Annotated in this window: 24 protein-coding genes and 3 pseudogenes; 15 read left to right on the top strand and 12 right to left on the bottom strand. The window is 65.8% G+C overall.

The window, feature by feature from the left end; all coding sequences use genetic code 11:
- The first annotated feature begins 1 nt into the window (after nt 1).
- The 6 genes from GOAMI_RS19705 to GOAMI_RS19680 all read left to right on the top strand — a co-directional run bounded on the left by GOAMI_RS19705 (nt 2) and on the right by GOAMI_RS19680 (nt 7,567).
- A complete protein-coding gene (locus GOAMI_RS19705) occupies nt 2–1,270 on the top strand; it encodes an MFS transporter (protein ID WP_006357626.1) in 1,269 nt (422 codons plus the stop codon).
- A 103-nt stretch (nt 1,271–1,373) separates the two neighbouring features.
- Entirely contained in the window at nt 1,374–1,580 is a 207-nt protein-coding gene (locus tag GOAMI_RS19700) for a heavy-metal-associated domain-containing protein (protein ID WP_006438347.1), read from the top strand.
- A 92-nt stretch (nt 1,581–1,672) separates the two neighbouring features.
- Entirely contained in the window at nt 1,673–2,623 is a 951-nt protein-coding gene (locus tag GOAMI_RS19695; RefSeq protein ID WP_006438346.1) for a DUF8832 domain-containing protein, read from the top strand.
- Nucleotides 2,624–2,685: 62 nt separating this feature from the next.
- Nucleotides 2,686–5,043 carry a heavy metal translocating P-type ATPase gene (locus tag GOAMI_RS19690; RefSeq protein ID WP_006438345.1) on the top strand — a complete coding sequence of 786 codons (2,358 nt, stop codon included), beginning with the start codon at nt 2,686–2,688 and terminating at the stop codon, nt 5,041–5,043.
- A 263-nt stretch (nt 5,044–5,306) separates the two neighbouring features.
- Nucleotides 5,307–7,241 carry a copper-translocating P-type ATPase gene (locus GOAMI_RS19685; protein WP_243829194.1) on the top strand — a complete coding sequence of 645 codons (1,935 nt, stop codon included), beginning with the start codon at nt 5,307–5,309 and terminating at the stop codon, nt 7,239–7,241.
- Entirely contained in the window at nt 7,238–7,567 is a 330-nt protein-coding gene (locus GOAMI_RS19680) for a metal-sensitive transcriptional regulator (protein ID WP_006438343.1), read from the top strand. Before GOAMI_RS19685 ends, GOAMI_RS19680 begins: the two co-directional genes overlap by 4 nt.
- Nucleotides 7,568–7,585: 18 nt before the next feature.
- Here GOAMI_RS19680 and GOAMI_RS19675 read toward each other — a convergent pair whose 3' ends face one another.
- Entirely contained in the window at nt 7,586–8,521 is a 936-nt protein-coding gene (locus GOAMI_RS19675) for a M23 family metallopeptidase (protein ID WP_006438342.1), read from the bottom strand.
- Between the two features lie 269 nt (nt 8,522–8,790).
- Here GOAMI_RS19675 and GOAMI_RS19670 point away from each other — a divergent pair, with 269 nt between their 5' ends.
- Nucleotides 8,791–9,444 (top strand): DUF305 domain-containing protein, encoded by a 654-nt coding sequence (locus tag GOAMI_RS19670; protein ID WP_006438341.1) that lies wholly within the window; start codon nt 8,791–8,793, stop codon nt 9,442–9,444.
- 28 nt (nt 9,445–9,472) lie between these two features.
- Here the strand turns inward: GOAMI_RS19670 and GOAMI_RS19665 are convergent, their stop codons facing one another.
- Nucleotides 9,473–10,423: a M56 family metallopeptidase gene (locus GOAMI_RS19665; RefSeq protein WP_006438340.1), complete on the bottom strand. Its 951-nt coding sequence runs from the start codon at nt 10,421–10,423 to the stop codon at nt 9,473–9,475.
- A gap of 235 nt (nt 10,424–10,658) precedes the next feature.
- On the opposite strand from GOAMI_RS19665, the gene GOAMI_RS19660 reads away from it, so the two are divergent.
- The 4 genes and pseudogenes from GOAMI_RS19660 to GOAMI_RS19650 all read left to right on the top strand — a co-directional run bounded on the left by GOAMI_RS19660 (nt 10,659) and on the right by GOAMI_RS19650 (nt 14,098).
- A complete protein-coding gene (locus GOAMI_RS19660) occupies nt 10,659–10,976 on the top strand; it encodes a hypothetical protein (protein ID WP_039994217.1) in 318 nt (105 codons plus the stop codon).
- A gap of 135 nt (nt 10,977–11,111) precedes the next feature.
- Nucleotides 11,112–11,945, top strand: coding sequence for a F510_1955 family glycosylhydrolase (locus tag GOAMI_RS19655; protein ID WP_006438338.1), 834 nt, complete (start codon nt 11,112–11,114; stop codon nt 11,943–11,945).
- 301 nt (nt 11,946–12,246) lie between these two features.
- Nucleotides 12,247–12,489 (top strand): annotated as a pseudogene (locus GOAMI_RS23665) (M23 family metallopeptidase); the annotation flags it as partial.
- A gap of 436 nt (nt 12,490–12,925) precedes the next feature.
- Entirely contained in the window at nt 12,926–14,098 is a 1,173-nt protein-coding gene (locus tag GOAMI_RS19650) for a L,D-transpeptidase (RefSeq protein WP_006438336.1), read from the top strand.
- 618 nt (nt 14,099–14,716) lie between these two features.
- Here GOAMI_RS19650 and GOAMI_RS23660 read toward each other — a convergent pair.
- Nucleotides 14,717–14,961, bottom strand: a pseudogene (locus GOAMI_RS23660) (hypothetical protein).
- A gap of 335 nt (nt 14,962–15,296) precedes the next feature.
- Here GOAMI_RS23660 and GOAMI_RS19645 point away from each other — a divergent pair.
- Nucleotides 15,297–16,505, top strand: a complete 1,209-nt coding sequence (locus GOAMI_RS19645; protein WP_006438334.1) for an IS110 family RNA-guided transposase — start codon at nt 15,297–15,299, stop codon at nt 16,503–16,505.
- 9 nt (nt 16,506–16,514) lie between these two features.
- Here GOAMI_RS19645 and GOAMI_RS19640 read toward each other — a convergent pair whose 3' ends face one another.
- The 4 genes from GOAMI_RS19640 to GOAMI_RS19625 form a co-directional block, all read right to left on the bottom strand.
- Complete coding sequence (locus tag GOAMI_RS19640; protein ID WP_005193670.1) at nt 16,515–17,168, bottom strand: DsbA family protein; 654 nt, start codon at nt 17,166–17,168, stop codon at nt 16,515–16,517.
- A 278-nt stretch (nt 17,169–17,446) separates the two neighbouring features.
- Nucleotides 17,447–17,962 carry a signal peptidase II gene (locus tag GOAMI_RS19635; RefSeq protein ID WP_005193672.1) on the bottom strand — a complete coding sequence of 172 codons (516 nt, stop codon included), beginning with the start codon at nt 17,960–17,962 and terminating at the stop codon, nt 17,447–17,449.
- Complete coding sequence (locus GOAMI_RS19630; protein WP_006438333.1) at nt 17,959–19,959, bottom strand: heavy metal translocating P-type ATPase; 2,001 nt, start codon at nt 19,957–19,959, stop codon at nt 17,959–17,961. Before GOAMI_RS19630 ends, GOAMI_RS19635 begins: the two co-directional genes overlap by 4 nt.
- On the bottom strand, nt 19,956–20,357 hold the full coding sequence (locus tag GOAMI_RS19625; RefSeq protein ID WP_039879766.1) for an ArsR/SmtB family transcription factor: 402 nt from the start codon (nt 20,355–20,357) through the stop codon (nt 19,956–19,958). Before GOAMI_RS19625 ends, GOAMI_RS19630 begins: the two co-directional genes overlap by 4 nt.
- Nucleotides 20,358–20,449: 92 nt before the next feature.
- Here GOAMI_RS19625 and GOAMI_RS19620 point away from each other — a divergent pair, with 92 nt between their 5' ends.
- On the top strand, nt 20,450–21,046 hold the full coding sequence (locus GOAMI_RS19620; protein WP_005193680.1) for a class I SAM-dependent methyltransferase: 597 nt from the start codon (nt 20,450–20,452) through the stop codon (nt 21,044–21,046).
- Nucleotides 21,047–21,615: 569 nt separating this feature from the next.
- Here GOAMI_RS19620 and GOAMI_RS19615 read toward each other — a convergent pair.
- Nucleotides 21,616–21,978, bottom strand: coding sequence for an Rv2640c family ArsR-like transcriptional regulator (locus GOAMI_RS19615; protein ID WP_005193682.1), 363 nt, complete (start codon nt 21,976–21,978; stop codon nt 21,616–21,618).
- Nucleotides 21,979–22,075: 97 nt separating this feature from the next.
- Here GOAMI_RS19615 and GOAMI_RS19610 point away from each other — a divergent pair, with 97 nt between their 5' ends.
- Entirely contained in the window at nt 22,076–22,561 is a 486-nt protein-coding gene (locus tag GOAMI_RS19610; protein ID WP_010844638.1) for an ArsI/CadI family heavy metal resistance metalloenzyme, read from the top strand.
- A 23-nt stretch (nt 22,562–22,584) separates the two neighbouring features.
- On the opposite strand, the gene GOAMI_RS19605 is transcribed toward GOAMI_RS19610, so the two are convergent.
- The 4 genes and pseudogenes from GOAMI_RS19605 to GOAMI_RS19590 all read right to left on the bottom strand — a co-directional run.
- Nucleotides 22,585–22,995, bottom strand: a complete 411-nt coding sequence (locus GOAMI_RS19605) for an arsenate-mycothiol transferase ArsC (RefSeq protein ID WP_006368838.1) — start codon at nt 22,993–22,995, stop codon at nt 22,585–22,587.
- On the bottom strand, nt 22,992–23,417 hold the full coding sequence (locus GOAMI_RS19600; protein WP_006360546.1) for an arsenate reductase ArsC: 426 nt from the start codon (nt 23,415–23,417) through the stop codon (nt 22,992–22,994). Before GOAMI_RS19600 ends, GOAMI_RS19605 begins: the two co-directional genes overlap by 4 nt.
- Before the next feature lie 41 nt (nt 23,418–23,458).
- Entirely contained in the window at nt 23,459–24,142 is a 684-nt protein-coding gene (locus GOAMI_RS19595; RefSeq protein WP_006360545.1) for an arsenate reductase ArsC, read from the bottom strand.
- Nucleotides 24,135–24,401: pseudogene (locus tag GOAMI_RS19590) on the bottom strand (arsenic resistance protein); the annotation flags it as partial. The pseudogene GOAMI_RS19590 and the gene GOAMI_RS19595, both read right to left, overlap by 8 nt.
- Before the next feature lie 89 nt (nt 24,402–24,490).
- Here GOAMI_RS19590 and GOAMI_RS19585 point away from each other — a divergent pair.
- Nucleotides 24,491–25,081 carry a helix-turn-helix transcriptional regulator gene (locus GOAMI_RS19585; RefSeq protein ID WP_310649855.1) on the top strand — a complete coding sequence of 197 codons (591 nt, stop codon included), beginning with the start codon at nt 24,491–24,493 and terminating at the stop codon, nt 25,079–25,081.
- Nucleotides 25,082–25,300: the final 219 nt, after the last annotated feature.

The following is a 25,300-nucleotide window of genomic DNA, read 5'->3' as shown; positions in this document are numbered from 1 at the left end:
TATGCGACGCCTCTACCGCAGTTTCCGCAGCTTCGATCGCCCCAGCCAAGTGCTGATGGTCAACCAGTTCACCATCAACCTCGGCTTCTACATGCTCATGCCCTATCTCGCCGCCTATCTCGCCGGCCCGCTGGCCCTGGCGGCATGGGCAGTGGGCCTGGTCCTGGGGATACGCAACTTCTCCCAGCAGGGCATGTTCCTGATCGGGGGAACACTCGCTGACCGCTGGGGGTACAAACCGCTCATCATCGCCGGATGCCTGATGCGGGTCATCGGATTCATCCTACTGGCCCTGGCCAGTTCGCTGCCCGCGATCCTGATCGCCTCGGCGGCAACGGGATTCGCCGGGGCGCTGTTCAACCCCGCCGTCCGCGCCTACCTGGCCGCCGACGCCGGTGAACGTCGCATCGAAGCATTCGCCGTGTTCAACGTCTTCTACCAGGCCGGCATCCTGCTCGGGCCGCTGGTCGGACTGGCGTTGACCGCTTTGGATTTTCGGCTCACCTCCCTGTGTGCGGCAGCAGTTTTCGCGGTCCTGACCCTCGTGCAGATCAAAGCGCTACCCGCAACAACACCAGCCCCAAGCAACACCTCGATCATTCAGGACTGGCGCAGCGTCGTACGTAACCGGCGATTCCTGCTCTTCGCTGTGGCGATGGCCAGCTCGTATGTGCTGTCCTTTCAGGTCTACCTCGCGCTGCCCCTGCACGCCGACCGCATAGCGGACAACCCCACCCTCGCCACCAGCATTGTCACCGCAATGTTTGTGGTGACCGGTCTGGTGGCCATCGCCGGACAGCTACGCATCACCGCATGGTTCGGCAACCGCTGGGGCAGTACCGGCAGCCTGAGCGTGGGAATGACACTGATGGCTGCAGCTTTCCTGCCCCTAGTCGCCAGCGCCGCAACGCATCAGCGCAACATCGCCCTCAACATCGCCGCACTGCTACTCACCGCAGCCCTGCTCGCCGCCGCCACCGCAGCAGTGTTCCCATTCGAAATGGACACTGTGGTGGGACTGGCCCGCGGCACGCTTGTCGCCACCCACTACGGGCTCTACAACACCATCGTCGGGATCGGGATTCTGCTCGGCAATGCCGCGACCGGGTGGCTGTTCAGCGCGGCCACCACCCGCGACATGCCCGAACTGGTGTGGATCGCTTTGGTCCTCACCGGCATAGCGGCGGCGTCCGCCCTGTTGATGTTGCACCGCCGCGGATGGCTCAGCGTCTCCGCCCCCACCGAAGCTCAACCCACCTCCACCCATTGATTACCCTAGGGGGGTAGGGTATAAAGGTGGTGTGGCGAGACGCCACAGCGACAGGCCTCCTGAGGGTCGTCGGCACCACTGCTGTACCGAAAGGGCACATCTCATGAGCACATCGACAGTGATCGTCTCCGGAATGACGTGTGGGCACTGCGCGTCGTCGGTGCGTGAAGAAGTCGGAGCACTGGCCGGCGTGACCGACGTCGAGGTCGACGTGGCCAGCGGGCAAGTCACCATCTCCAGCTCGGCCCCGATCGAGCCCGACGCGATCCGCGTCGCGGTCGAAGAGGCCGGCTACCACCTGGCGCAGTAGCCGATGAGGGGCTGAAGTGTCTGCCCACTGGCGACTTCAGCCCTTCTCCGGGCGGCGTGTGTGTCGCCACCACCGATGACAGGAATCCAGCGATGAATGTTCCAACCAAGCTCGGCGTCTTCGCTGCGGCTCTGCTGATAGTTTTCGCCGCGGCCTATGCCATCGCCGCGGGTGTCGCACCCGATCGGCCACGACCGTCGTCGGCCGAGTCCACCCATGTCGGCCACACTGCCCAACCGTCATCATCTGCGTCCCCCGGTGCCGATCAGGTTCGCGGGGTTTCGCTGGCAGCAGGCGGCTTCATCCTGGGAAATGTGGTGGCACCCCATGCGCCCGGGATGCAAGCACCGCTGAGCTTTGAGATCCTCGACGCCGCCGGGGCCGCGGTCACCGACTTCGCCACCGAGCACGACAAGCAGCTGCACCTGATCGTCGTCCGCGCGGATGGCGCCTACTTTCGACACGTGCACCCCACTCTCTCGCCCGAAGGGCGCTGGTCGCTGCCCTGGCAGTGGGCGACGGGAGGCAGCTACCGGATCTATGCCGACTTCGTGCCCGCCGCCACCGGTCAACCCCTCACCCTGACCAGCACCGTCGAAGTCAGCGGTGACTACCAGCCGGCCCCACCCGCCGCCGAATCACGACAGTCATCCGTCGACGGGTTCGACATCGAGCTGGCCGGGCACCTGCGCGCGGGAGCCGAGTCCGAACTGACCGTCACCGTGCGCCGAGCAGGACAACCGGTCACCACCCTGCAGCCGTATCTGGGCGCTTTCGGTCACTTGGTGGCCCTGCGACAGGGCGACCTGGCCTACCTGCATGTTCACCCTGAGGGCGCGGCACCGACCGCCGGTCAACTCGCGGGACCACAGGTCCGCTTCGCCACCACCGCCCCCACCCCGGGCCGCTATCTGCTCTACCTCGACTTCCAGGTCCAGGGCGCTGTGCACACCGCCACCTTCGTTCTCGACGCCCCCACCGGCGCCCCGGCCCCGACACCTGACTCCACGGCCCCCTCGGCCGATCCGCACGCCGGACACTAACTCGCTGACCAGCGCCACCCGGGGCACTGCGCCGAGGCATTCACCCAACGAGGAACCCCCCCATGACCACCTCAGCTCCGATCCACCCACCTGCGGCCACCGCCGAGCAGACAGGCACCGTCGATGTCGAACTCGCCGTGTCGGGCATGACGTGTGCCTCGTGCGCGGCACGCATCGAACGCACACTGAACAAACTCGACGGAGTGAGCGCCTCGGTGAACTACGCCACCGAAAAAGCTCACGTCAGCGCACCCGCCGGTGTCGACCCCCACCTGCTGATCGAGACCATCGAACAGGCCGGATACCACGCTGCGCTGCCCGCCACTCCCACCAAAGGTGCCGCCCCCGACGATGACCCTTCGGACGACGACGGGGAGCTCGTGGCCTTGCGTCACCGACTGATCGGTGCGGTGGTTCTCTCGGTACCGGTGATCGCGCTGGCAATGGTCCCGACGTTGCAGTTCACCTACTGGCAGTGGGCGTCGTTGACGTTGGCCGCGCCAGTGATCGTGTGGGCGGCATGGCCGTTTCATCGCGCCGCGTTGCTCAACCTGCGCCACGGCGCGGCCACCATGGACACCCTCATCTCGGTCGGCACCACCGCGGCGCTGTTGTGGTCGTTGTATGCGTTGTTCTTCGGCACCGCCGGACAACCAGGCATGACCCACGGATTCACCCTGACGGTCAGCGCCTCTGACGGTGCAGGCAACATCTACCTCGAGGTCGCCGCGGGGGTCACGATGTTCGTCCTGGCCGGCCGATACTTCGAGAAGCGGTCCAAACGGCAAGCCGGTGCGGCGTTGCGGGCCTTGTTGGAGCTGGGCGCCAAAGACGTCACGGTGGTCAGGGACGGCCACCAGCATCGGATCCCGATCGGCGAGCTCGCCGTCGACGACGAGTTCATTGTGCGCCCCGGCGAGAAGATCGCCAGCGACGGTGTGGTGGTGTCTGGCACCTCGGCAGTTGACGCCAGCATGGTCACCGGCGAGTCGATGCCAGTCCAGGTCGCCCCCGCCGACACCGTGACCGGCGGGACAGTCAACGCCGGCGGACACCTACGGGTGCGGGCGACCCGCGTGGGGGCAGACACCCAACTCGCGCAAATGGCCGCGATGGTCGAACGCGCCCAGACCGGCAAAGCCCACGCCCAGCGACTGGCCGACCGGATCTCAAGCGTCTTCGTGCCGGTGGTCATCACCGTCGCCATCGCAGTCCTCGGCGCGTGGATCGGCGCCGGCTATCCCCTGCAAGCGGCGTTCACCGCCGCGGTCGCTGTGCTGATCATCGCCTGCCCCTGCGCGCTGGGACTGGCCACCCCGACCGCACTTCTGGTCGGTACCGGCCGCGGAGCCCAACTCGGCATCGTGATCAAAGGCCCCGAAGTCCTCGAATCCACCCGAACCATCGACACCGTTGTCCTCGACAAAACCGGCACGGTCACCACGGGACAGATGACACTCGTCCAGGTCACCACCTCCCCCACCACCACTCGCGAAGACGTGCTCGCCCTCGCTGGAGCGGTGGAAAACGCCTCCGAGCACCCCGTCGCGGCCGCCATCGCTGCTGGTGCAGCCGCCGAAGTCGGGCCGCTCGACGAGGTCGACGACTTCCGCAACTTCGAAGGTCGAGGCGTGCGCGGTCTGGTCCAGGGACGAGTTGTCACCGTCGGGCGTCCGACGCTGCTGGCCGAACACGACATCGCCGTGGATGACCCCCACCTCAACGAGGCACAGGCCGCCGCCGAGGAAGCCGGACAGACCGCCGTACTCGTCGGCTGGAACGGCCGCGCCCATGCGGTCCTGGCGGTCGCCGATGCGATCAAACCCACCAGCGCACACGCCATCGCCCGGCTCACCGCACTGGGTGTGACGCCCATCCTGCTGACCGGCGACAACCAGACCGTCGCCGATGCCGTGGCCGCTGAGGTCGGTATCGACACCGTCATCGCTAACGTCTTGCCGGCCGACAAAGCCGCCGTCATCACCGACCTGCAATCCGACGGCAAGGTTGTGGCCATGATCGGCGACGGCGTCAACGACGCCGCTGCCCTGGCCCACGCCGATCTCGGGCTGGCGATGGGCACCGGCACCGACGCCGCCATGCATGCCGCTGACATCACCCTGGTCCGCGGCGACCTCAACGCTGCCGCCGACGCGATCGCCTTGGCACGCACCACTCTGAAAACGATCAAAATGAACCTGTTCTGGGCATTCGCCTACAACGTCGCCGCGATACCGCTGGCCGCGCTGGGACTGCTCAACCCCATGCTGGCTGGGGCCGCCATGGCGTTGTCCAGCGTGTTCGTCGTCAGCAACAGCCTGCGGCTGCGCGCCTTCACCAGCCCGCCCCACTCATCGTCCACAGTTCCACCCACCAACCCCTCGACGTATACCCCCCAGGGGTATAAGGTAGCGGCATGAACGAGCACTCCTCCTCCGAGCACTCTTCCCCTGAGCACGCCGGTCACGACGCCGCCGACGAACGCCACCACGGCCAACTCGCCGCAGCGTCACACAACCACCACGATCACCATGCTGAGCGCGCCCGCGCAGACCATGATCACGCCGAACATGATCACGCTGGGCATGGCGGGCATGCGGGCCATGGTGATCACGTCGGGCAGTTCCGCCGGCTGTTCTGGATCATGCTGGCCCTGGCTGTGCCGGTCGTAGCCTTTTCACCCATGTTCGCGATGCTCATCGGCTACGACCTACCCGATAGTCAAGTGCTGCAGTGGGTCTCACCGGTGCTGGGTACGGTGATGTACTGCTGGGGTGGGCGGCCGTTCCTGGTAGGCGCCTATTCAGAACTGCGGTCGCGCGCACCGGGAATGATGCTGTTGATCGCCTTGGCGATCACGGTGGCCTTCGTGGCGTCCTGGGGTGCGAGCATCGGTGTGTTGCACCACGAACTGGACTTCTGGTGGGAACTGGCCCTGCTCATCGTGATCATGCTGTTGGGGCATTGGATCGAGATGCGGTCGCTGGCCCAGACAACTTCGGCCCTGGACTCGCTGGCCGCGCTGCTGCCCGATGAGGCCGAACGCGTCGATGGCGACCACATCACCACCGTTGCTCCCAGTGAGCTGCAGGTCGGAGATGTGGTGATCGTGCGCCCCGGGGCCAGCGTCCCGGCCGACGGTCGCGTCGTGGACGGCTCGGCCGAGCTCGATGAATCCATGGTCACCGGAGAATCGCGCACGGTGCGCCGCGGCATCGGCGATCAGGTGGTGGCCGGCACGGTGGCCACCGACTCGGGGCTGCGGGTCCAGATCACCGCCACCGGCGACGACACGGCGCTGGCCGGGATTCAGCGCCTGGTGGCAGACGCGCAGAACTCCACCTCCCGCGCCCAGCGGCTGGCCGATTCCGCCGCAGCGCTGCTGTTCTGGTTCGCGCTCGGCTCAGCGATCATCACCGCCATCGTGTGGACGGTCATCGGCCAACCCGACCAGGCGGTGATTCGAACCATCACCGTGCTGGTCATCGCCTGCCCGCACGCACTCGGCTTGGCTATCCCCCTGGTGGTGGCCATTGCCACCGAACGCGCCGCCCGCGGCGGCGTGCTGGTCAAAGACCGGTTGGCACTTGAGGCCATGCGCACTGTGGATGCGGTGCTGTTCGACAAGACCGGAACCCTGACCAAGGGTGAGCCCACCGTCATCGAGATCGCGGCCGCCGACGGCGTCGATGAGGACACCGTGCTCACCCTGGCAGCTAGCGCCGAAGCCGACAGCGAGCACCCGCTGGCGCGAGCAATTGTCGCAGCTGCCGGAGACCGCGCCCAGCCGGTTCCCGCGGCCACCGACTTCACCTCGTCACCGGCGGTCGGTGTGACCGCTCGCGTCGAGGGTGCCACAGTGCGGGTGGGCGGGCCCCGCATGCTCGAGGAACAGGGCCATCAGGAACTGGCCATCGCTGATCGCTGGCGCGCCGACGGCGCAATCATCCTGCATGTCACCCGCGACACTGAGCTGATCGGAGCTGTCAAACTCGCTGACGAGGTGCGCGGGGAATCCCGCCAAGCCGTCGAGGCGCTGCACGCCCGCGGGGTCGAGGTCGTGATGATCACCGGCGACGCCGAAGCGGTCGCGCACACCGTCGCTCACGACCTCGGTATCGACCGGGTGTTCGCCGGTGTACGCCCGGAAGACAAAGCCAGCAAGGTGGCCGAACTGCAGCACGAAGGCCGCAAGGTGGCGATGGTGGGCGACGGCGTCAACGACGCCCCGGCCTTGGCCCAAGCCGATGTGGGCATCGCGATCGGGGCCGGCACCGACGTCGCGATCGCCTCGGCCGGGGTCATCCTCGCCAGCGACGACCCCCGCTCGGTGCTGTCGGTCATCGAGCTGTCGGACGCCAGCTACCGAAAAATGAAGCAGAACCTGTGGTGGGCAGCGGGATACAACCTGATCTCTGTACCGCTGGCCGCCGGAATTCTCGCGCCCATCGGGTTCGTCCTGCCGATGTCGGTCGGAGCGATCCTGATGTCAGCCTCGACGGTCGTGGTCGCACTCAACGCGCAACTGCTGCGCCGACTCGACCTGCACCCAGGCGCGAGTACAGTGCGTGCACTGCAGCACAACCGACCGAGATCCACTGAGAAGGTGAGTCCATGACCACTGCCTCCGCCCCGGGAAACTCCTCCGCACCGGAACACTCCTCCCACGGTTACATCAGCGACAAGGGCAAATACCTGGCCCGCCTCAAGCGCATCGAAGGCCAATCCCGAGGTATCCACCGGATGGTCGACGAGGAGCAGTACTGCATCGACATCCTGACCCAGATCTCGGCGCTGACCAAGGCACTGGAGGGGGTGGCGCTGGGCTTGCTCGACGACCACCTCACCCACTGCGTGCTCGATGCCGCCCACGCCGGCGGCGACGAGGCACAGGAGAAGATCGCTGAAGCCTCGGCGGCCATCGCTCGCCTCGTTCGTTCCTGACCCACCACGCCGGGTTCGTCACAGGCGTCGTTCGCCGACCCACTGCGGCACCACCGGCCCCGGCGCGCGGGCGTCTGCATCAGCGGCCATCGCCAGAACCACCCCACGATCGGCCAGCCACTGTGCCGGATCAACGTTGACTCCCGTCGGATCGAGAACCTCGAAATGCAGATGCGGGCCGGTCGACACCCCACGGTTGCCCACCGTGGCGATCGATTGGCCCATCCGTACTCGCGCGCCCTGCTCGAGCAGATTCTCGTCGTTGTGGCCGTAGGTGGTGATCGTGCCGTCATCGTGCCGGATCCGCATCCACAACCCGAACCCCTCAGCGGGTCCGGAGGTGATGACCTCCCCGTCAGCCACAGCGACAATCGGCGCGCCCAGATCATTACCGATATCAATGCCCTGATGGCCCCGTCCGTCACCGAAGGTGGACGTGATCTCACCCGCAGTCGGCGCCACCGCACCGCCACTACCGGGCAGCAGCGGCGTCGGCGTTCCGGGTTCCTGCGGCTGGGGGCCATGCGGCTCGTTCGGATCGTGCGGCACGATCGCGGCGATCAGGGTGGCCACCAGCCGAGCCAGCGGTAACGCGTCGATGATCCGGAACCCGTCTATCGGATCAATGAGCGAAAACGTGCCGAAGCACTGCAGCGCGGCCACACTGCCCGCATCGCCGACACTGCCCGACTGGGCCTGAGCGCCCAGGCAGGACGCCGCCTGCGTGATCGGCTCCCCCAAACTCGCCGCCGCGGCACCACCCAAAGCGGCCTTCACCGAGTCCTGCACGATCGCGATCAACTCCCCGGCCACATGTCCATCGGTCGAGGCCGCCGCCGGTGCGGTGGCAATCACAGGCGCAACGCCCACACACACCGCCACCGCCACCCCCAGCGCCTTGGGGCCCCACCGCTGCCCCGCCTTGACCCGTAGCGATGTCAACACCATCTGCATGCGGTCGGACCTTCCCCACGGACGTCGTAGACCCACGCACGAGTGCCATGCGTGTACCCGCGAGATCACACCACAAGTCACTTGTGCCCCACCAGTCACACGCGGCTCCACTACGAAGCGAACTAATCAGGCATTAGCGGCTTTGTTTGCGCAGTTCACCGCCCGTTTTGTGGGTGCCGGGCAGGCGACTAACTACTATCGGTGTTAGTAGAATTGTTATCGAAGCGCCGCCGGGCGGTGGCGAAGTATCACTCTTGAGGAGGAGATCGATGAGAGTCACACGAACGGGTGTCGTCGTTGCTGCCGCGGCGGCTGTTCTGACAGTGGTGGCCGCGTGTTCGGACACCTCGACTGAGGATCATTCCTCGATGTCGGGGATGGGTACCAGCACGGTCAGTACCGAATCGTCAGCGGCGGCCTCTGCCGAACACAACAGCGCGGACATCTCGTTCGCCCAGCAGATGATCCCGCACCACACCCAGGCGATCATGATGAGCGACATCCTGTTGGAGAAGGACAACATCAACCCCCAGGTCGTCAGTCTGGCCCAGCAGATCAAAGACGCTCAGCAGCCTGAGATCGAGCAGATGCAGTCGTGGCTGAAGCAATGGGGAGCCCCACTCGAGGGCCAGGGACACAACATGGACATGGGTACCTCGATGGCACCGGGTACCTCCCCGATGCCGTCGATGATGGGCATGATGTCGCCAGAACAGATGCAGCAGCTACGCGACGCGCAAGGCGCCGAGGCGTCGCGCCTGTTCCTGACCCAGATGATCGAACACCACCGCGGCGCCATCGCCATGGCCAAGACCGAGATTCAAGACGGCCAATCGCCCGAGGCGATCGCGCTGGCACGCCAGATCGTCACTGACCAGGAGAGCGAAATTGCGAGGATGCAGCAGCTTCTCAACAACCCCTAGCGGCCCGACCCGCCCGGGTCGGTCTCGGCTACACACACATCGCGATCACCATCGCCGCGACGACACCGGACACCGCCAGCGTGGTCGGCACCGCCACCACACCAGCCACCGCCGCGGCAGCACCCACATGATGACGCCGCGACCGGCACCGGTGACCGGAGTCCAAGCGGCTCAACCGAGGCCCCACCGACGACGAATCGCTGATCGACAACACACCCACCGGGCCCGCTACAGGTCCCGAACGGGCCAACGTTCCCAACGCCGAGCAGACCGCCCGCGCACCCACCAGCTGGGCGGCGCGGGCATCGGCGGCTTGCTCGACCAAGCCGGCGACCTCACGGGCCGCGCGGCTGAACAACGGAATCAGCGGGAACGCACGCCCGAGAGCGCGGGCCGCCAACACCACGGTGTGATGACGTTGCCGCCGGTGTGCGCGCTCATGAGCAACGACGGCATCGAGTTCCTCACCGGACAACGCCGCCTGCAACCCGGTCGTGGCGGCGATCCCGGCATCCTTGCCCGGCAGACAAAACGCCATCGGCCGCCCGTCGGCGAGCCACCACACATCGGGATAGCGCTCACTGCGGGCGCCCACCAACCGCAACGACTGAAGATACTCCTCACGAGCACCACGCATCCGCACCGCCGATCGCACCGCGATCGTCACCGCTCGGACAATCGCTGCCACGGTCACCACCGCCAGCACGCCACCAGAGATCGCTTCCACCCGCGGGGATGCGCCGTGTGACAACACCCGCAGACACGACACCACCTCAGACAACGAATGGATGCCGAAATGACCGGGAACCGCCAGCGTCACAACAGCTCCCACCCACAACAACGCAAACACGACCTGCGCGGCCGGCCAGGCCACCAACACCCAACGAGCATCGATACGGCCCTGCACCCGAACCATCCATCGAGGCCACAGCCAGCCCAGCACACCTGCGGCAACAACTAACACCACCGCTGCACTCATGGATGCTCACCCATCGTTCGCCTCGATCCTCGACGCCCGCCGTCGTGCTCGCTGAGACCCACGCTCAATACACCTTCCCGGCGGTCCGCCACCTGCACCACCAGCCAGTATGCCCCAGAAGTTCGTCGGTGACGCCGCAACTCCAGCACCCACCGCGCCGCCAATTACTAGGCCCTATAGTAGTTAGATGACGCGGGTTGACCCAGCCTGCGCGTACTAGTTCGAGGGATGCGCTGTGACCGAGAACCCGAGGGGGACGCACTCGCCCCCGGACGACCACCGTCGTCAGTATCTGCATGCCATGCGCGACGTCTACCGGGCACCCACGCCATACTCGGCCCACCAGTTCTTCCACCGCGCCCATCACCTCAGCGTCACCTCGAACCGACGCCGCCACCTCGCCGCACACATCGGTCTCGTCCGCCACCTCGCTGCGATCGGCGACCTCGCCGGGGCGCGTCACCACCTCGGTACCGTCCTTGCCTCCCTCGTCCTCCAAAGACATTGCGGCCAACAACCTTCGCAGGCTTCCATCCCCATCCAGAAGTCGTGACCACGACCACGACGCCCCAGAGGGCCAGGGTGGCTCTCTACCGACCCTCGATCCCGGTCTCGCCGCCACACCGAGCACACCATCCAGCGCCGCCACCACCGAACACGGCCCTATCCACACGAAAGTCCTAGCCGCTTGCCTGTCTCGAGCCTGTCCATCCGCACTGTTGCGGTCGTAGTCATCGCCACGCTGACTGTGCTAACCGGCTGCTCCACCCGGGAACAACCCACATCCCCACCACCGTCGGCAACCTCAGCAGAGAGCGCAACACTGACCCCAGAACTCGACCACCTCCACGCCCTGCACATCCGCGCCGACGGCACTATCCTCGCCGGAACTCACACCGGCGTAATCGCCCTCACCGCAGATGGAACCACCAGCCGGGTCGGCGTCTCCGACGACGACTTCATGGGACTGGCCGGGGTAACCGGCTCTGATCGGATCTTCGCCTCCGGCCATCCCGGCCCGCGGAGCTCGGCACCCAACCCGCTGGGACTCGTCGCCAGCGAAGATGGCGGGCAGACATGGACACCGAGATCGGTGGCCGGCGACATCGACTTCCACGCGCTCGCCACCAACGGACAACTACTCGTAGGCTTCGACGGAATCAACGGCCTGCTCGTATCGACCGATGACGGGAGAAGCTGGACCCCCGGCGCGCCCCTGGCCGCAGCAGCACTCGCGATCACCGACCGCGGCGTATGGGCGACTACCCCAGATGGCCTGCAACACAGCACCGACGACGCCCAGACCTTCACAACCGTTCCCGATGCGCCGGCCCTAGCTCTCCTGGCGGCCGCACCCGATGGCACGCTCTGGGGCATCGACACCGCCGACACCGTCTGGCGCAGCCCAGACGGCACACACTGGGAACAACGCAGCACCATCAATAGTGTCAACGCGCTGGTCGCCAGAAACGCCGAAAATGCATACGCCGCAAACGAACAATTGCTCTACACGCTCAGCTAACGGACTCGTGTGGAGCAACGAAGGAAGGAGGCGACTCAGATCCGGACGCGCTTTTGATCACGTCCACTCCACCCACTCCACGAGCAGGATCTGACAGACGGTGGCACTCGGCCGACCTGGGTGGTCACTCTCGACCACCTGACGGCACCCAGAAACGCCACGTCTTCGAAGACGTCACTGTCGTTATCGATGAGACGAGCAGCCCCGACTACCCCACGAACTTGCTGCGCGTGTCACAGCTGCGTGAGCACACCGAACCCGCGACCTCAAAGATCGCCTTGGGCGGGGACGGTTATCGAAGGCCGCCGGCTTCGGGCTGTGGATGCGAGTGCTGCAAGACGACGGCACGATCGGCGTGTATGGGCACATCAGCGAGACAGTGGTGAGCGTCTGGCAGCGAGTCCTGGCCGGCGCGCAGATCGCAACGGTAGGAAACCGCGGCTACTCCACCGGCCCACACCTGCACTACAAGGTGTGGCAGCAAGATGGACCCAAACTCGATCCTGCACCGTGGTTGAGAACCCGGGGAGTCTACGTCGTCGGACGACCCGCCTTATCGGCGCGCGGGAGGTATGAGGACGAGTGGTCCCGCAGGTGTCGCGAGAGTTGTCGCACCACGGCCTCGACGTCGGCGAGCGGTGGCGAACACGCATCGGCGGGGACTACCTGTGGGGTGTCGCCACACGGCAATAATGAGGTCGACGTGACCGCTCGGCGGTCGCCCACCACGAAGACGTTTCGAACCTTCTCTCGCGCTGTGCAGCGGGTAGAGGAGCGCACAGCATTCAACTACTATCGTGGATAGTAAACCTAGTCCAGGCGCCGAGTGAGAGGGTTCGCCACAATCGATGGGCCGCGTAAGAAGGACTCGAGCTATCGAAGAGCCACGTGATCTCTTGGCGGCTTACGGTGCGCAGCCGCAGTGCTCGAGCGCTCGTGGATGCCGCGGGTCGGTCCGGGCAGGTATTCCGCGACTGCTGATGCTCGCAGCCCTGACGGCTGTGGTGATGTTATTGACCTCGTGCAGCTCAACCGGAGGCGCCGCCTACAGCAACGAGATTCAGGCCGTTGACAACTTCGCCGACATCGCACAGCCTTCCATTGCTGTGGCCACCGAAGGTGGCGGTCGACTCGCGCCCAACGCGGTTGTCGAACCTGGGCTTCCTATTGTTGTCACGGCCAGCCGCGGCGCGTTGACAAACGTCCGTATCCCCACAGCCAGCGGCCGTCCCTTGGCGGGCTCACTGAGCGAGGACGGCTCAACGTGGACAAGCACCCAACCCCTGGGATATTCGAAGCGGTATTCCGTTCAAGCCGAGGCCGTGGGCGTGGGCGGTCGATCGGTCGTCTCGCAGCGCTTCACCACGACCTCACCGGAGTCACTGACCAGCGCTGCCATCCTCGGCGAGAAAACCGTCGGGATCGCCCACACAGTCGGGGTGCGGTTCGCCGATCCCATCCCCGACCGAAAGAAGGCACAGGCGGCGATCACCGTGTCGTCTGACCCCCAGATGCGGGGTGCGTTCTATTGGATCAGCGACTCCGAAGTCCGGTGGAGGCCCGAACGCTTCTGGACGCCGGGCACCAAAGTCAGTGTCGCCGTCAACATTTACGGAGTCGACCTCGGCGACGGGCTCTACGGCGACGAGAACTTGTCCTACGACTTCACGATTGGCCGAGCTCAGGAAATCGTTGCCGACGACAACACCAAAACGATAGTCGTCAAACGAGACGGCAAGGTCATCCGCACGATGCCGACCTCGTTCGGCAAAGACAGCACTCCGACGCCCCGCGGTATCTACATGATCGGAGATCGCGTCGAGCACATCATCATGGACTCGTCCACCTACGGAGTGCCTGTCGAGTCCGCAGCGGGATACCGCACACCCGTTCAATGGGCGGTGCAAATGTCCTACAGCGGCATTTACATGCACGGCGCACCGTGGTCGATGTCGGCGCAAGGCAGCAGCAACGTCAGCAACGGTTGCCCAAACCTGAGTCCCACTGACGCGGAATGGCTCGTGAAGAACACCCTGCGCGGTGACCCCGTCACGGTCAAGAACACCAACGCCGACACACTGCCGGGAGTTGATGGACTCGGCGATTGGAACATCCCGTGGCCACAATGGAAGAACGGCAACGCAGACACCTAGGCGCCCCCGCCTGGCTGGAGTTCGTCGACGCTCAGCACGTTCTTCCGACCATGCACGGCCGGGGCGAGTTCACGACGGGCTCACCCGCTCACTGTCTCAGGCGCTTCTCGCGGTGTACAGAACTTCGCTCGAATGCAGCACACCACCACTCGCGACGAGTGCTACTACCGGTCACCCACTGAGCCAGGGGTTAATTCACGAGGGCCGTTGGTCAGTCATGTCGAGACCCTGTGCGGGCGAACCGGTGCCGTGAGGATCAACATCAATAACGAGCAGCGGCGGCATAGCGTCCGTCGGTACTACCTGTGCGAGGCGAGGCTGATCTGGCCGCGTGGGACGACAACCACGCCGCGGGCCGTTCGGGTCTTCTTGGCCGATCCCGGCGTTCGTTTGGCCGGCGGACCGTGCACGGAGTGTCGTCAGAGACGTCAACCCGCACTTCGCCACCTTCGGTGCCAGCTCCCTTGCGGTTACCAACATTCTCGCCGACCCACACGTCGACACCATCGACGACGACCCTACGGTCGATCCACCGCGCTACCTCTGATGGCCGAGCATTTCGGAGAGGACCCTAAAGACCTTGTTGTTGATGCGGTCGATGACCGGTGCGGTGATGGGCTAACCCCACTTTCCGGCTTCATATCCAGCATCCGCCCAAATGTCCATAATAGGTTCGTTGACAGGATGTGCGCCAGTTGTGGGGTAAATGAGCCATTCTGAAACGAATTAAAGCGACCTTTGCCGTCCGGTGTCACGATCTCATCGGAGTCTGGGTAGGCCAGGTATCCGCACTGAGCTTCGAGGCCACCCGCCGTGGCTTCTACGTCAGTACTGATCGACTCGGCATCCGCCGCCGCACCCACCACGAGGGCGTGAGCGCCACGAGATGCGCCCACTTTCAAAGACGACGTTGTGCTGCCGCGACACCGAGCCCTACCGCGGCCCGCGTCGCTCCCGCACAATCACCTTTACGTTGGAGTACGTCCGGGGCGGTCGCCTCGGACGCTCGTCCGCGGTTCGGGGCGTGGCTCGACAATCACCTGTGTGCCCTCGGTGGCTCGGCGTGGAAGGCCACCCCGGACCGTGACGGGTCGTTTCGGCCGCTGATTGAGAAGTGTTCGCGAACTTGTCGCTGTGTAAAGGTGCGCCGGCGAAACAACCCCTGACGAGGTCAACAGGTTCGAGCAGAGAGGTTCATGTGGTCGAAACAATCTGGGTAGGAATCGATGTCGGCCGTCACGCACACCACGCCGCCGCTGTGGACGACGCGGGGACGGTGCTGTGGTCACGTCGGGTACCGAACGATCAGGCGGCCATCGAAGCGATTGTGGACCAGGCGTGCCGTGTCGAATCGGTGGTGTGGGCGATCGACATGACCGCGCCGGAATCGGCCCTCCTCCGAGGGGTGTGGTCCCGCCGCGGCCAACACATTCGCTATGTACCTGGTCGCGTTGTGCACAGCATGACCGGCGCTTTCGCCGGCGAAGGCAAAACCGACGCCCGCGACGCGGTGGTGATCGCCCAGACCGCGCGCCTGCGTGGTGATCTCGCGACGGTCGCGGTCCCTGATGACGTCGCGATCGAACTCGACCTGTTGACCGGGCATCGCCGCGACTTGGTCACCGAACGCACACGAGGCATCAATCGACTGCGCGGCCTGCTGACCCGCATCTTCCCCGGTCTCGAACGGTGCTTCGACTACTCGACGTTGACTGGTTTGGCGTTCGTCACCCGCTTCACCACACCGTCGGCGATTGATGGGGTCTCCGACGAGGAGATTTACGACCACCTACGCGGTCAAGGAGTCCGCCGGCCGACCATCCCGAAGATGATCAGCAAGGCGCGTGCCGCCGCGGCCGCGCAGACCGTCGCTCTGCCTGGTGAGGCGACCACGGCATTGCTGGTGCAGCAGGCGGCTACCTCGCTGATGGCGCTCACTCGCCAGATCACCTACCTGGATAAACAGATCGCCGAGGTGTTCCGCCGAGACCGCCACGCCCGGATTCTTGAATCCGTACCCGGTATCGGCACCCGAAGTGGTGCCGAACTCATCGCGTTCACTGGTGGCGACCTCACGTCGTTCGGCTCGGCTGCCAAACTGGCTGCCTACGCCGGTCTTGCTCCCGTCCCGCATGATTCAGGTAACCGGCGGGGCACATTGCGTAGACCGCAGCGCTACCACCGGGGTCTGCGGAAGGTGTTCTACATGGCCGCACTCAACAGCTCGCAACGCGACGGACCATCACGGGAGTTCTACCAGCGCAAACGACGCGAGAACCGCTCTCACGTGCATGCGCTCATCTCGCTGGCCAGACGGTTGATTGATGTTGTGTGGGCACTCATCCGTGATGGCCGAGAATGGACTCCGAGGGGCGCCGGCCCGCCCATCGCGGAGGCTGCCGCCTAGCCCCTGAGATCATTCAGACGCCGCTGCACGCACCGCCGCGGTGAGGTCGTCGATCGTGTTCGGTTGTAGCCGATTCTCGTCGAGGAAGAATGTGGGGGTGCCTTGGACCCCGAGAGCCAGACCGTCAGCGACGTCGGCGCGGATCCGTTCGAGCGTGGCCGGGCTGTTGTAGACCGTGTCGAAGGCCGCCATATCGAGATCGAGGTCGACGGCGAAGCTACGGAACAGGTCGTCAGCGGGGACTTGCTGTTCGCCCCAATGGGTTTGGGTGGTGAACATGCGCTGGTACATCTGCTCGAACCGCCCCTGCTGGGCGGCGGCTTCGACCGCGCGAGCAGCACGTTCGGCGTTGAAGTGTCCGGGCATCGGAAAGTAGCGGACGACGAACGTAACGCGGTCGCCGTAGGTTCGCCGCAGATCCTCGATGACCGGGTAGATGGCTCCGCAGGCTTCGCACTCGAAGTCCAGGAACTCGACGAATTGCGCCCGGCTCTGCGCAGGCGACGTCAGCCGATGACTGTCGGGCCGGGTCACCAGATCAGACACCGCGGCGGTATCGGACGGGGCGGGTGTGGAAGTGTCCTGATCGACGAGGACGGCGACTCCGATACCGACGATAATGGTTACGAAGAACGCCCACGCGAACTTGGTTGGTCTGGTCATACGTTCAACGTAGAGGCGATGTCGGCGGGAATGAGGATCGGTCTCATCAGGCCGGGGGTTGCCTTCGGGGTAGCGCCCGGAATGTATGAACCTGATGTCTGTTCTCAGTCTTCATGGGTGCGCGCTACAAGCGGATCAGATTCTGTATCCGGCAGCGAGGAGTCTCTGGCGTTTCCTCTGGGAGCGGACCATCGAGACTCCGGGCAGACGGTGAGCCGGGCAGTGACCAGCGCGGCCAGCCGGGCCCTGCGCCGGATCGGGGGGGGGGGGGGGGGGGTTCAGCGCTCGGGTGAATGCTGCGCTCGTTCGTCGGGACTCCTGAATGCGGTGAGGGTGATCAAGATGGCAGCGCCGCCGACGATGAATGTGTCAGCGAGGTTGAACGTTGGCCACCAACCGGTGTGGAGATAGTCAGTGACCACTCCGTCGGGGAACCGATCGATGAGATTGGCGCTTGCCCCGCCGAGGATCGCTGCTAACCCCAGCCGCCCGAGGTGCCCGGTGCCTGGCGCCATCCGCCAGGAGGTGACCGCGACGATGAAGGTGATGATTCCGGTGACTGTGGGCAGCACCCATGCCGGGGCATCGGCGGCGATCGAAAACGCCGCGCCCGGATTGAATGCCAGCCGCAGCTGCACCGGCCCCGTTCCGATGACTGCGCCGTCCGCGAGCGCGCTTGTGGCCCATGCCTTGACGGCCAGATCGGTGGCCGCGAGTCCGACAGCGACGGCCAGCAGCCCGCACCGCCGTGTGAGGCGTACGCGGCGGTGCGCCACCGGAACCGCGGTGATCACTGCCCGACCGTCACTACGGACGGAGTCCGCTGGCCAGTTCCGGTCCTCGCCCGGGCTAGCGCTTTGACCCGGCCGGCGCGGACTCCGTTGGCGATGACGACGATCTCGGCGAGTTCGTGGACGGCGACGACGGCGGCGAGGCCGAGTATCCCGAACAGCGCGAGAGGGATGAGGATCGCGATCAGGGCGAGGGACAGGCCGACGTTCTGCAGCATGATCTTCCGGGCGCGGCGGGCGTGATCGAGTGCCTGCGGGAGGGTGCGGAGGTCTTCGCCCATGAGGGCGACGTCGGCGGTTTCGATCGCTACGTCCGATCCCATTGCGCCCATGGCGATGCCGAGGTCGGCGGTGGCCAGGGCGGGAGCGTCGTTGATGCCGTCGCCGACCATCGCGGTGAACGAGTTCGTTCGGAGGTCGCCGATGATGCGGGCCTTGTCTTCGGGGCGGAGGTCGGCGTGTACGTCGTCGATGCCGGCGATCTTCGCCAGCGCGTTGGCGGTGGCGGTGTTGTCGCCGGTGAGCATCGCGACCGTGGCGCCGATGCGGTGCAGGTGCTCGATTACCGCGCCGGCTTCGGGGCGAAGCTCGTCACGGACGGCGACCGCGCCGATGACCTGACCGTCGTGTTCGATCAGGACGGCGGTGGCGCCGTCGGCCTGCATGGCCGCGACCCGCTCATCGAGCGGGCCGGGCTCGATCCAGTCGGGACGGCCCAGCCGCGCGGGCCGTCCGTCGACGAGGCCGGTCAGGCCGGCCCCGGGAACAGCCTGCACATCGCGCGCGGCGGTGGTCTCGCCGTGGGCGGCGAGGATCGCGCGGGCGAGCGGGTGTTCGCTGTGCGCTTCCAGCGCCGCGGCGACGGCGAGCACCCGCTCCTGGCCCGGAGTGCGGTCGCCCAGGCTGCTCCCGGTGCTAGGAGCAGCGGTGTCGGTGGGGGTGGTGGCGATGTCGACGACGGTGGGCCGGTTCGCGGTCAGAGTGCCGGTCTTGTCGAGGGCGACGGTGCGGACCCGGCCGAGGGCTTCGAGGGCGGCACCTCCTTTGACCAGGACGCCGATCTTGCTGGCGGCGCCGATCGCCGCGACCACGGTCACCGGCACAGAGATCGCCAGCGCACACGGCGACGCGGCGACGAGCACGACCAGGGCCCGTTCGATCCACGTGGCCGGGTCACCGAGCAGGGAGCCGAGGATCGCAATGGCGGCGGCGAAGATCATGATCGCCGGTACCAGGGGCTTGGCGATCCGGTCGGCGAGGCGTTGCGCGTCGCCCTTGCGGGCCTGTTCGGCCTCGACGATCTGCACGATCTTGGCCAGCGAGTTGTTCTCCGCCGTGCTGGTGACATGCACGCTCAGGGCGCCGGTGCTGTTGATCGACCCGGCGTAGACCTGCGTGCCGGGTCCGGCTTCGACAGGCACGGATTCGCCGGTGATCGCCGAAACATCCAGTGCGGTGCGGCCTTCGGTGATGGTGCCGTCGGTGGCGATCCGCTCGCCGGGTTTGACCAACATCTGGTCCCCGACGGCCAATTCCGCCGGGGAGACGGTGACCGGGGTGCCGTCGCGGAGCACGGTCGCGGAGTCCGGGACCAGATTTAGTAGCGCCCGCAGCCCGCGGCGGGTGCGGGCGACGGCGTACTCCTCAAGGCCTTCGCTGATGGAGAACAGCACAGCGAGCATCGCGGCTTCGCCGACCTCGCCGAGGATCACCGCGCCGACCGCAGCAATCGTCATCAGGGTGCCGACGCCAATTTTGCCCTTCGCCAACCGGCTCAGGGTCGAGGGGACGAATGTCCACGCCCCGATCAGCACCGCCACCCACTCCAGGGCGAGCGCGACCGGTTCGGGGCCGCCGGACCAGCTGGTGATGTACGCGGCGAGCAGGAACACCGCGGCCGCGGCGGCAGCCTGCAGCTCCCGCACCTGCCACCAGTGCTCCGGAGCCTGCTCGTCCTCACTGGCCGGTTCGTCGTGCCCGCATCCGCATGCGTCGCTCATCGCCGCACCCCCGCCTTCGTGTCGCCCGTTGTGCAGCAGGAGGTGGTGGCGTCGGTGCCGTAGTTCGGGCACAACACAACCGCGTTTCCGGTCGCTGCCAGGAGGGTTTCGGCGGCGGCGAGCACGTCCATCAGCTCCGGTCGGGCCAGGCTGTAGAACACCTGCCGCCCCTGCGGGCGGCCTTCGACGAGCCCACAGTCCCGTAAGCACGCCACGTGCGCGGAGACCGTCGATTGCGCCAACCCCAGCTCCGCCATCAGATCCGCCACCCGGGCCTCGCCACCGTGCGCGAGGCGGGTTGCGATTGCCAGACGGGTCCCATCGGAGAGGCTGTGGAACAACGCCACCGCGGGATCGAGGTCCGCCCTAGTCGCCACCGAGCACTCATTCATCGTCATATGACGATGATAGCGGCATTGTGTGCTGTAATCGAATCATCACGAAGAAGTGGCAGCAGGCGCGGCCGGGCGAGATGGTGGGAGCTGTTGGTATGCCGTCGATGTCGACGATCGAGTCTCTGTTCTGCCGCAGCGCACCGTGGCAGGCGGCCACCGGCAGGTGGGTACTCCCGTGGGCGCTGCAAGGCATCCATCCCCGAGGCCGGGTCCTTGAAATCGGTGGCGGCGCCGGCGCGATGACCGAACAGATCCTCACCACCAACCCCGACGAACTCGTGGATGTGACCGTCACCGACTTCGACCCGGTCATGGTCGCCGCCGCCAGCGATCGGCTGCAGGGTTTCGGGGCCCGCGCTCACGCCCAGGTCGCCGACGCCACAGCCCTGCCGTTCGAGGACGGAAGCTTCGACACCGTCGTCTCGTTCATCATGTTGCACCACGTCATCGACTGGGAACGCGCACTCGCCGAGGCCGCCCGAGTGCTCGCGCCCGGCGGAATGCTGGTCGGCTACGACCTGCTCGGCAGCGCACCGGCGCGGCTGCTGCACAACCTCGAAGGGGCACCGCACCGGTTCATCCCCCGTGGCGAACTCCGCCTGCGCCTGACGTCTTTGCCTCTGACCGACATCACGGTCCGCGAGAACCCTGCGCTCGCCCGGTTCCGTGCCCGCCGTGCCGGTGACCGATGACCACGCCACCACTGCACGGGCATCACCATGGCCCTCCCTCGGACGAGCTCGCCGAGCTCGAGCAGCGTGACGTCGCGGTGGCGTTCGTCGACCTCGCCGGATACAGCGTGTTCACCGAGTTCTGCGGCGACCAGGAAGCCGCAGAACTGGCCATACGGTTGGCCTCTCAGACCTGGCAGGCAGGCTCTACGACCGGGCACGCGGCTGGTCAAGGCCATCGGCGATGCGGTGATGCTCACCGCCGACGCCCCCCAAGTGATCCTCGCCACGATCACCGCCCCCGCGGCCGCGGCCGCCGGTCAAGACGGATTCATCGCCCTACGCGCCGGGATCGATCCACTACGGCAGCGCAGTCGTCCGCGACGGAGACCTGTTCGGGCACGCGGTCAGCGTCGCCGCCCGCATCACCGCCCTCGCTGGCGCCGGCCACGCCGTGATCACCGATCCGATCTGCCCGCCACCAGCCGAGCTGGATTGCTCGCCATGCTCGCTGACCTGCTGAAAGACACCGGAGTTGGCCTGCCAAAAGGACACCCGGATAAGGCTCGCTCAGTTCGTGCCGTCGCCGTTCAACAGCAACCCGTCGTAGCGCTGAGAACGTTGCGTAGTGCTTCCAACGAGTCCGGTTGCGCTCGGTAGTAGACGTTCATGCCGCGGCGCTCGGGGGTGACCATGCCGGCTTTGCGGAGCTGCCCCAGGTGGTGACTGGTGGTGGCTTCGGTGAGGCCGACCGCGGTCGCGAGGTCGCAGGTGCAGGTCCCGTCACCGGTGTCGGTAAGCAGGATTGAGACGAGCTTGATCCGAACGGGATCGGCAAGCGCCTTGAGCCGCAACGCGATCTGCAGCGCGGTGTCGTCATCGAGCGGTGCCGCCGATACCGGTGCGCAGCAGATCGGGGCGCTGATGTCGACCATCGGCAAGGGCTTCGGCATGACCAGATCGTACGCCCCTACTTGACATATGTCGAAAAGGTGGCACCCTGCATGTGTCAGTAGTTCGATATATGTCTCACAGGTGAAGGTGATGGTCATGTCCCGTATGCAGCTCGCGCTCAACGTCGATGATCTCGATACCGCGATCGAGTTCTACTCCAAGCTGTTCAACACCACCCCGGCCAAACGCAAGCCGGGATACGCCAACTTCGCGATCGTCGAGCCGCCCCTGAAACTGGTGCTGCTAGAGAACCCCGGCCAGGGCGGCACGATCAACCACCTCGGCGTCGAGGTCGAATCGAGCGAGAAGGTGCACGCCGAGATCGCCAGGCTGTCCGGGGAGGGCCTGTTCACCCAGGAGGAGATCAACTCCACCTGCTGTTTCGCAACCCAGGACAAGGTCTGGGTGACCGGACCGGCGAACGAGAAGTGGGAGGTCTACACCGTGCTCGCCGACTCCGACACGTTCGGGACCAGCCCGAAACTGTTGGAGCAGAACGCCAACGATGACGTCGAGCAGGGTTCGGTGTGCTGCGGTGGCAGCGCCGCCGAACCGGCTGAGGTGCGCACTGCTTGCTGCTGAGGGGTCGTGGCTTGCGCTCTCGCCTACCGCGCGATGCGGTCGGCGAGGGCGCGGATCCGGTTGGTGATGTCGTCGCGGATTAGTCGCATCCGTTCGATGCCGTCGATGCCCCGTTCGGAGGGTTCGTCGGTGTTCCACACTTCGAGGGCGACGCCGTCGGGTGGGGTGACGTCGGCGGTGCCGACCACCACGACGAGATCTGCAGTTTGCATCAGTTCGTCGGTGAGTTGGCGCGGCTGATGTCCGTCCACGGTGGCGCCGACTTCGGCGAGCGCCTGGGCGGACAGGTCGTTGACCTGGCCGCCGATTTTCGCGCTGGTGCCGGCCGAGGATGGGGTGATCCGGGCGGTGACTGTCGGTGTGAGATGTTCGGCCATCACCGATTTGCCGCGATTGGACACGCACACGAACAGCACCTGCGGTGTCGTGCTCACCGGCCGACCTGCTGGTCGGCGGGTACGAGTTCGTCGAGGAGGTCCTCGACGAGTCCGCGGATCTGATCGCGGATCGGGCGGACCGCGTCAATGCCTTGGCCGGCTGGGTCGTCGAGGGCCCAGTCGCGGTACCTGACGCCGGGGAATACTGGACATGCATCGCCACAGCCCATGGTGATCACCACGTCGGAGGATTCGACCGTGTCGGGGGTGAGGATCTTCGGTGACTGCGCGGAGATGTCGATACCGACTTCGGCCATCGCCGCGACAGCGGCGGGATTGATTGAGTCGGCGGGAGCAGATCCGGCGGAGCGGACCTCGACACTGCCCTGGCTCAGAGCGGTGAGGAACCCCGCGGCCATCTGTGAGCGGCCAGCATTGTGGACGCACACGAACAGCACGCTAGGTCGAGAGGAAGACATGAAACACAGGCCCTTTCAGCTGTGGAGGAAAGCTCGGAAAGTCACACACGGTCGGCCGTGAGCTCGGCAAGGAGCTCGCGAACCCGGGCATCAAGGTCATCGCGGATGGCGCGAACCTCGCCTAGTGGACGGCCTTCAGGATCGGAGACCGTCCAGTCGAGATACCGCTTACCGGGATAGATCGGACACGCGTCGCCGCAACCCATCGCTACGACCACGTCGGCGGCGGCGACCACATCGTCGGTTAGCGGTTTGGGGTACTGCGTACCCAAGTCGACGCCGATCTCGCTCATTGCTTCGACGACGGTCGGGTTGATCGAGTGCGCGGGTGTTGACCCGGCTGAGCGCACGTGTACCCGCCCAGCGGCGTGATGGGTCAACAATCCTGCGGCCATCTGCGAGCGGCCGGCGTTCTGCACGCAGATGAAGAGAACCTCGGGCACATCCTTGGGCACCGCGCCCTCAGCCTGGGCGAGGGCGCGTAACCGATCAGCCGCGAACCGGCCCGCCAAGGTCGTCAGATGCGTATGCACCCGGGAGGTACGCCGTAACACGGTGTAGGACTCGAAGACACAGCGTTCTACCGTCTGGCGAGACACCACCCCTTCGTACTTGGCGGCCAAGTCGGCGGCGGTACGGGCCAACACGGTATGAGGCATCAACAGTTCGGGCTGCTCGCGGTGTTCACCGCGACGTAGGTGTTCGTCCAACGCATTCTCAGACATCGCGAGCAGGCTCCTTCGACACATCTAGGCTAGAAGCAGTGGGAGTTGTGAAGCGTTTCCGCAATGCCAGGGACACATAGACGAGGGCGACGAGAACCGGGACCTCGATCAGTGGCCCGATGACACCGGCGAGAGCCTGGCCGGAGGTCGCACCATAGGTCGCGATCGCGACGGCGATGGCGAGTTCGAAGTTGTTGCCGGCGGCGGTGAACGCCAGCGTGGTGGTCCGTGCGTAACCCAGCCCCATCGCGGCGCCGAGGGAGCTGATCGTAACACTGACCCCGACCACTGCTACGGCGTGTTTCCACATGCTGCGATGGTAAGCCACCCGCGCCGCTTGCGCAATTAATGGGCGCGTGTTTTCGTTTGGTCGTGGTTGGGCGAGATGTCAACAAGCGGGAAGATTGCGGTAATGCTCCGCAATCCGTGGGCATTGATCCGACCGAGAGAGGTGCTCACATGCCCCGCGCTGGCGTGCATGGATTCTCTGCCGCCGCTCTCCGTCGGACCATGACTCGCGCAGGCGTCTCGACCGACGAGCTGGCGGAGTTGATTGGCGTTGCGCGCCAGACGGTCTCCGCCTGGCTCAATAACGTCACGGTGCCCAGTCCGGGGTCTCTGGCGAAAGTCGCAGACGTACTCGAGGTCGAAGTCGCCGAGTTCACGCCGTCGGCGGTCGGAGACCCGTCACTGGTGGACCTACGGGTACGAGCAGGTCTGTCGCAGACGGCTGCTGCTGTCGCTTTAGGGGTTTCACGCACCGTGCTCGGGGTTGTCGAACGCGGTCAGCGTCGGGAGCTGCCGGCTCCTCTGGCGGACGGGATGGCCTCGGTCTACGCATCTACGCCAGCCGATGTGTATGCGGCCTGGGAGGTCACCCTCGCAACTCGCAGGCAGGTGCTCGAAGCGAGAGCTGCGGCACGCCGTAGGCGCAAGTGAACGACGCAATTTTTGGGCGAGTTAGGCTGGGTATGATCACAAACAGATCGCGCCACCTCGGCGTGTCTGCACGCGCACAGATTTCTGGTACGCATAATTGGTGGCATGGGTGAATCCTCAGCATCTCCGCGGCGCCCCGGTCGCCCGTCGAAGGGGCCGCGGGAGGTCGTGAAAGCGCTCGTACCAGGTCCTTTGAAGGACGCCGCCACAGAACGTGCC

The sequence above is a fragment of the Gordonia amicalis NBRC 100051 = JCM 11271 genome, from assembly GCF_000332995.1.
Taxonomy (GTDB): Bacteria; Actinomycetota; Actinomycetes; order Mycobacteriales; family Mycobacteriaceae; genus Gordonia; species Gordonia amicalis.
This window is presented reverse-complemented; position numbering and strand designations above follow the sequence as displayed.

Coding starts and splice junctions, on each gene's coding strand:
- GOAMI_RS19705 (WP_006357626.1), top strand. CDS start 2: ATGCGACGCCTCTACCGCAGTTTCCGCAGCTTCGATCGCCCCAGCCAA.
- GOAMI_RS19700 (WP_006438347.1), top strand. CDS start 1,374: ATGAGCACATCGACAGTGATCGTCTCCGGAATGACGTGTGGGCACTGC.
- GOAMI_RS19695 (WP_006438346.1), top strand. CDS start 1,673: ATGAATGTTCCAACCAAGCTCGGCGTCTTCGCTGCGGCTCTGCTGATA.
- GOAMI_RS19690 (WP_006438345.1), top strand. CDS start 2,686: ATGACCACCTCAGCTCCGATCCACCCACCTGCGGCCACCGCCGAGCAG.
- GOAMI_RS19685 (WP_243829194.1), top strand. CDS start 5,307: ATGTTCGCGATGCTCATCGGCTACGACCTACCCGATAGTCAAGTGCTG.
- GOAMI_RS19680 (WP_006438343.1), top strand. CDS start 7,238: ATGACCACTGCCTCCGCCCCGGGAAACTCCTCCGCACCGGAACACTCC.
- GOAMI_RS19675 (WP_006438342.1), bottom strand. CDS start 8,521: ATGCAGATGGTGTTGACATCGCTACGGGTCAAGGCGGGGCAGCGGTGG.
- GOAMI_RS19670 (WP_006438341.1), top strand. CDS start 8,791: ATGAGAGTCACACGAACGGGTGTCGTCGTTGCTGCCGCGGCGGCTGTT.
- GOAMI_RS19665 (WP_006438340.1), bottom strand. CDS start 10,423: ATGAGTGCAGCGGTGGTGTTAGTTGTTGCCGCAGGTGTGCTGGGCTGG.
- GOAMI_RS19650 (WP_006438336.1), top strand. CDS start 12,926: ATGCTCGCAGCCCTGACGGCTGTGGTGATGTTATTGACCTCGTGCAGC.
- GOAMI_RS19640 (WP_005193670.1), bottom strand. CDS start 17,168: ATGACCAGACCAACCAAGTTCGCGTGGGCGTTCTTCGTAACCATTATC.
- GOAMI_RS19630 (WP_006438333.1), bottom strand. CDS start 19,959: ATGAGCGACGCATGCGGATGCGGGCACGACGAACCGGCCAGTGAGGAC.
- GOAMI_RS19625 (WP_039879766.1), bottom strand. CDS start 20,357: ATGACGATGAATGAGTGCTCGGTGGCGACTAGGGCGGACCTCGATCCC.
- GOAMI_RS19620 (WP_005193680.1), top strand. CDS start 20,450: ATGCCGTCGATGTCGACGATCGAGTCTCTGTTCTGCCGCAGCGCACCG.
- GOAMI_RS19615 (WP_005193682.1), bottom strand. CDS start 21,978: ATGCCGAAGCCCTTGCCGATGGTCGACATCAGCGCCCCGATCTGCTGC.
- GOAMI_RS19610 (WP_010844638.1), top strand. CDS start 22,076: ATGTCCCGTATGCAGCTCGCGCTCAACGTCGATGATCTCGATACCGCG.
- GOAMI_RS19600 (WP_006360546.1), bottom strand. CDS start 23,417: ATGTCTTCCTCTCGACCTAGCGTGCTGTTCGTGTGCGTCCACAATGCT.
- GOAMI_RS19595 (WP_006360545.1), bottom strand. CDS start 24,142: ATGTCTGAGAATGCGTTGGACGAACACCTACGTCGCGGTGAACACCGC.
- GOAMI_RS19585 (WP_310649855.1), top strand. CDS start 24,491: ATGGGCGCGTGTTTTCGTTTGGTCGTGGTTGGGCGAGATGTCAACAAG.